The following is a 5,619-nucleotide window of genomic DNA, read 5'->3' as shown; positions in this document are numbered from 1 at the left end:
AGGCGCGATCTGCGGCGGGGTGGGCAACGTCCCGGGCGGCTGCGGCAGGGAGGGCGGCGGCGGCGCGTTGACCGGGGGCGGTTCCACCGGGGTGGCCCCCTGTTCGGTTGCAACGGGCGTGGCACGGGAAGGAGCCTGCGCAAGCGAAGGCGCGATCGCGGCCGGCAGTCCCAGCAGCACGATGAGCGAAGCCGTGGCGCCGTGGCGGGCGCTCCGTCGGACGGGTTTCAGCACGAGGCTCTTCTTCTCCAGTTTTTCTTCTTCGACATGTTCGCTTTCCGCCAGCGGCGCTTCCTGCGGGGCCTGCCAGCGGAACAGCCGCTGACCACGGCGGAACAGGCCGCCGATACTGCGCAGGACCATCAGGAAACTGCGCACGGGACGGTCGGGCTGAAAATCGCCCCAGTTGGACCACGCATCGTTGCGCCCGAACATGAACTCCACGATCTGGCGTTCCACGTCGAGGTCATCGACACTCCATTGCAGGTGCAGCTGCCCCGGCTTGGAAAACAGGATGACGGCGGGGATGCGCACGTCGATGCCGTCTTTTTCATTGTGATACAGCATCGTGACGCGCGTTTGCGTCGGCAGGGCATGTTCCGTCGAAAGGCGCGCCGCAATCCCCCCCAGCGAGATATCGCTGGTATGGGCATGGTAATGCTGCCCATGTTCATCAATCAGCGTAATCGGCAGGGTTGCGCGCACGCGCGGCTTGTGACGGATCTGGCGGGTTTCGCGCCCCACCGCGATGGAGGCGAGGACGATAATAAGGCTGACGGCCACCCACAGCGTATTGAGCGCAAAGGACTGCAACGCCAGTCGGTCATGATATTCCCACATCATCCCGCCAATACCGCGCACCAGCGCCAGCGCCAGGATCACCGCCAGGATGACATTGGGATAGACCGCGTTAAGGTCGAAATACTCGCTCTGCAACAGGCCGCCCTTGTCCGTGACGTTGAATTCCCCCTTGCGCGGGTTCAGCAGCGTCATGATCGTCACCCGCACAAGGAACAGCGCCAGCGTGGTTTCGTAGATCTCGCTCCAGAAGGAATAGCGCCACCGCCCCTCCACCCGCGACAGCGTGCCGATGGAATGAAAGACATGGGGGAAGGCATAGACAAGGATCGCAAAGGGCGAGGCGGCGATGATGTTCTGTCCCAGGAACAAGAACGCCAGCGGGGAGGCAAGGAAGACCAGACGCGGGATCGCGAACAGGAAGTGCGACATCGCCGAAAGATAGCAAAGCCGCTGCTGCCACCGCAGGCCGGACCCCAGAAGCGGATTGTCCAGCCGCATGATCTGCAGCATCCCGCGCGCCCAGCGCACGCGCTGCCCGATATGGAGCATCAGGCGTTCGGTCGACAGCCCGGCGGCAAGTGGCTGGCGCAGATAGGCGGTATGCCATCCCTCGCGCTGCATCTTGAGCGCGGTGTGCGCATCCTCCGTCACCGTTTCGGTCGCGAACCCGCCAATGCCCAGCACCGCCGAACGGCGGATCGCGGCGCACGACCCACAAAAGAACGTGGCGTCCCAGAAATCATTGCCGTCCTGCACCAGCCCGTAGAACATGTTGCCTTCGGGGGGCACGTTCTGCCCGGTGGCAAGGTTCCGCTGGAAAGGGTCGGGGGAATAGAAATGGTGCGGCGTCTGCAACAGCGCCAGCTTTGGATCGGCCATCATCCAGCCGATCGTCTTTTTCAAAAAGCCGCGCGTGGGAATATGGTCACAGTCAAAGATGACGACATATTCCCCCTCCGTCACGCGCAGGGCGTGGTTGAGGTTGCCGGCCTTGGCATGGTTGTTCTGGTCACGGATGATATAGCCCGCGCCCGCCTCCATCGCGAAGGCGTGGAAGCTTTTGCGCCGCCCGTCATCAAGGATGTAGACATTCAGCTTGTCCGCGGGCCAGTCGATGGCAAGCGCACCCAGAACGGTGGAGCGCACAAGCGACAGTTCCTCGTTATACGACGGCACATACACATCGACCACGGGCCAGTCGGTGGTATCGGCAGGCAGCGGCAGCGGTTTGCGGTCCAGCGGCCATGACATCTGGAAATAGCTGAGGCACAGCGTCAGCAGCGCATAGAGTTCCGCCGCCACCAGCAGCAGCGACAGCGCCGCCTGCAAGGGTGAATGCAATTCCAGCGTCGTGGTCAGGCGCCATACCATGTACCGAAGCGACACCAGCAGGGACAGCATCATCAAAAAGCAGGTGACGCCGCGCCCCTTGCGTCCCTTGAGGAGCAGAAACAGCCCAACCGTCCCGCACGTGACAAAAGCCTGGCTGGTGGTCGATATCGTGACCCCGCCGGCCATCAGCATCAGGAAAACCCCGACCGCCATCATCACGAAAGGGGACGCAGCGGAAACGGCGGGCACGCGCGCAAGCTGCTCAAGACGCAAGCGTTTCAGGATCGCCCTGTATATCATCGCCCGTACATCGTTTCGGAATTCCAATAAACTGAGATACACCCGTCCGCCCGGAACATCCCGGACATTGTCGGCCACCCTTCAAATCCCCGGGGACAGCCGGGACCGGCCCCGACATCCATGCAATCTGCCTGCGAACCCGTGCCGGAATCAGGCCGGACCGGCCTTTGCACCTGCCGCACCCACATCAGGAACAACGTGGATGGCCCCTTGGATCGACACCTGATTCCAGACGTTTGTGAACGCTGTTAATATTGGTTAAAAAAGCATCTACCGACCACCCCAGAGCGTGTCAAGCAACATAATTCACGCCCATGGACGAAATCGGGTCATGGCCATCATATCGACATAATCACATGCAATGCAGCATGCTGCCTGCCTGTTGCCCGGACTGTATCAGCACATTGCACGCGCCAAGGCAATGCCGCGACAAGAAGGAATAATTTCCTGATTTTCCCGCATTGCCTGCATGGACTTCCGGGCTTTGTGCATGCTTTAAGGGTTAACAGGCCCAATCATAGGAATTATTTCACGCCTTACCAATCTGCCCCTTTTCCACGTCACGGACCCATCCAAACGCGAATCAGGGAACCGGTGACAGGTTATCCCGCTTCAGAGACCCATGACATGCCACAGATCAAACTTAACTATTTTTTACATTAAAGATCCGTCCGAAGGGGTGGCATGAATGGCCCGACGCCATTTACACCCCCACCTTTCGTCGGCATGTGCGTTTGTGGCATGCCCTTTGACATGCCCGTGGGGCAAACATCGCGTGGCCCGTGCGTTACACGATTCCCAGACCAAGGCCACGTAAAGTCATGGATATGCAAGAATCTGATATCAGAAATGCAATATCTGACATGAAACAGACCCCTTCATGGCCCCGCCCGATGCCGCGCCCGTATCACAAGGGCAATGTGGCCGAAGACCTTCGCCTGACCACGCTGCGTATCTTGCAGACGGAACGGCTGGAGGACCTGTCGGTACGCCGCCTGACGCGGGAGGTACGGGTCGCGCCTGCCAATTTCTACAACCACTATGCCTCGCTCAACATGCTGCTTGTGGAAATCGCGGCGGATTGCCTTGATGAATTTTCAGAGGTGATTGGCCATATCGTCCACCGTTCCACCAACCGGCACGACGCGCTGAAACGCACGATCACGCATTATGTGGAATTCGCATGCCGCCATACGCAGCTTTACCGCGTGATGTTCGGCTATCTCAGCGACACGGCACAGCACCCGCGTTACTGCCGGGCGGCGCAACGCACGTTCAACCGCCTGCGCGACCTGGTGGAGGCAGACGTGTTCCCGCCCCCGCAACCGGTGGACGCACCGTCCGACACCGCGGCCGCCCCCATGCCCGACGATGCAACACATGTGGGGCACTGCATCTTCGCCATGAGCCACGGGCTGGCGGGGATGATCGCGCAGAATCTCGTTGCGTTGGAACAGGGGCGCGAGGACAGCATCCGCACCTTTGTCGAACGCACCATCGACCTGTTCACGCATGACCGCCTGACGCAGCAGCCCGCGTCGTACCCGATCAAGGTATAGGCCCCACGGCATACGGCGTGGGGCGTGGGGCGTGGGGCACAGGTGTGCGCACGGGCCGCCGCACGACATCGTGAAAATCTGCTGCTGACGCTTTTTCCAAAAGGTTCAGACCCCGTCACCTGATGGGAAAAGCCCGCCCCGGAACATTGGTTTCCACCACCGCCATGCCCACCATCGCACCGTAGCCAGCCCCCGGCCGCACAGGACCATAAACAACAGGGTCACAAACACATGGACCACGCACGGGGCCACACACGGGTCCGCACGCTATGTGGCATCAGCCGCCATGACCGGTGTTACAGCATCAGGCACGTGCAGGTGAGTGATGTTACACAAAATGTTTTGCAAATCTGTAACAACAATGGATATTTACCAAAAGTAATTTTAATTATTAATGTATTTTTTAAGAATCTTTAAATAAAAATACATAATTTATTGACATGTCCCATGTGTGATGCTGATATTCCCATGCCAATCCCGTGCCGACATTTCACGTTCGCGCCCACATTCATCCAGCCGCGACATCCATGACGGTTTTGCCCGTCCCTGTCGCGCCGCGGCCCGCAACGCATGATGGCCGCGACAGACCTGCACAAGAAAGGCCGCCCCGACGGTCTGCCTCCCCTTTTCACCGGCAGAAGAAGACAGCATCGTGATGCGCACTATTTCTCCCTCATCCCCGGCGGATCACAACGGCACACCGTCCTTTCCCACCTCCTTTCCCCCGATGCCTGACCGCCTGTGCCGCGACATCGTGGACTTTTGCAACAAGCACCACACCACCTGCCGGGAAACGCGTTTCCATCCCAAGAGCATCATCATCGAGGAAAGCGCCACCGCGCATTACACCTTCCTTGTCCGGCACGGGACGGTGAAGCTGTCGAAATCCATGCCCAACGGCCGCAGCCAGATCGTGGGGTTTGTCGGCAGTGGCCACATCCTGGGCACCAGTTCGCAGGACGTGTACATGTTCCAGGCAGAGGCGATCACCGATGTCACGGTCAACAGGCTGAGCCGCACCATGTTCGAGGACATCCTTGTCAATGCGCCGGACATCCTGTCACGCCTGCTGGAGGAGACGACGGCGCAACTGGTGATGATACAGGACCGCCTGCTGGCGCTGGGGCGCAAGACCGCGCGGGAGAAGCTGGCGTCTTTCCTGCTGCGTGAGGCGACGCGCAACAATGGCAGCAACATCCACCTTCCGTTCTCGCTCCAGATGTCGCGCGCGGACATTGCGGACTATCTTGGCCTGTCCACGGAAACCGTCTCGCGCCTGATGAGCATGTTTCACCAGGAAAAGGTCATCCACCGTTCCCGCCAGGTGATCCAGTTGCTTGCACCATCGCACCTGGCCGCCATGGCCTGCACCATCCTGTAGGCTCCTCCCCTCTTTTGGGGAACCGGCGCCTGACGCCTGATCCCCCGACACAGCCCCCCCCCGGACGTGTCATTCGGGACGTGTCAGTCGGGGCCTTGCGATCGGGTCCATGCCAATGCAGGCCATATCGCGTGGCAAAGGCGACATCGGGGACATTCCAGACGTTAGTTTAAAAAGTCAGGCGCGATAACATACTGAAATGATAAAAGTTTTTGGTGAAGCTTTTTCCAAAAAGCTTCAGAAGAC

4 protein-coding genes are annotated in these 5,619 nt (G+C 59.8%); 2 read left to right on the top strand and 2 right to left on the bottom strand.

The annotated features are described in order from the left end of the window. A partial coding sequence (gene bcsA, locus B7G66_RS14135; protein ID WP_048859306.1) for a UDP-forming cellulose synthase catalytic subunit occupies window positions 1-2,433 on the bottom strand: 2,433 nt, incomplete at its 3' end. An 863-nt stretch (window positions 2,434-3,296) separates the two neighbouring features. Here bcsA and B7G66_RS14130 point away from each other — a divergent pair. After that, entirely contained in the window at window positions 3,297-3,992 is a 696-nt protein-coding gene (locus tag B7G66_RS14130) for a TetR/AcrR family transcriptional regulator (RefSeq protein WP_003621569.1), read from the top strand. 432 nt (window positions 3,993-4,424) lie between these two features. Here the strand turns inward: B7G66_RS14130 and B7G66_RS14125 are convergent, their stop codons facing one another. Beyond that, complete coding sequence (locus tag B7G66_RS14125; protein WP_003621568.1) at window positions 4,425-4,655, bottom strand: hypothetical protein; 231 nt, start codon at window positions 4,653-4,655, stop codon at window positions 4,425-4,427. Here B7G66_RS14125 and B7G66_RS14120 point away from each other — a divergent pair. Beyond that, on the top strand, window positions 4,648-5,373 hold the full coding sequence (locus B7G66_RS14120; RefSeq protein WP_003621567.1) for a Crp/Fnr family transcriptional regulator: 726 nt from the start codon (window positions 4,648-4,650) through the stop codon (window positions 5,371-5,373). The genes B7G66_RS14125 and B7G66_RS14120 overlap by 8 nt on opposite strands. Window positions 5,374-5,619 lie beyond the last annotated feature (246 nt).

Source organism: Novacetimonas hansenii JCM 7643 (genome assembly GCF_000964405.1).
Classification (GTDB): Bacteria; Pseudomonadota; Alphaproteobacteria; order Acetobacterales; family Acetobacteraceae; genus Novacetimonas; species Novacetimonas hansenii.
The sequence above is the reverse complement of the archived record's forward strand: the minus strand, read 5'-3'. Positions and strand labels throughout refer to the sequence as shown.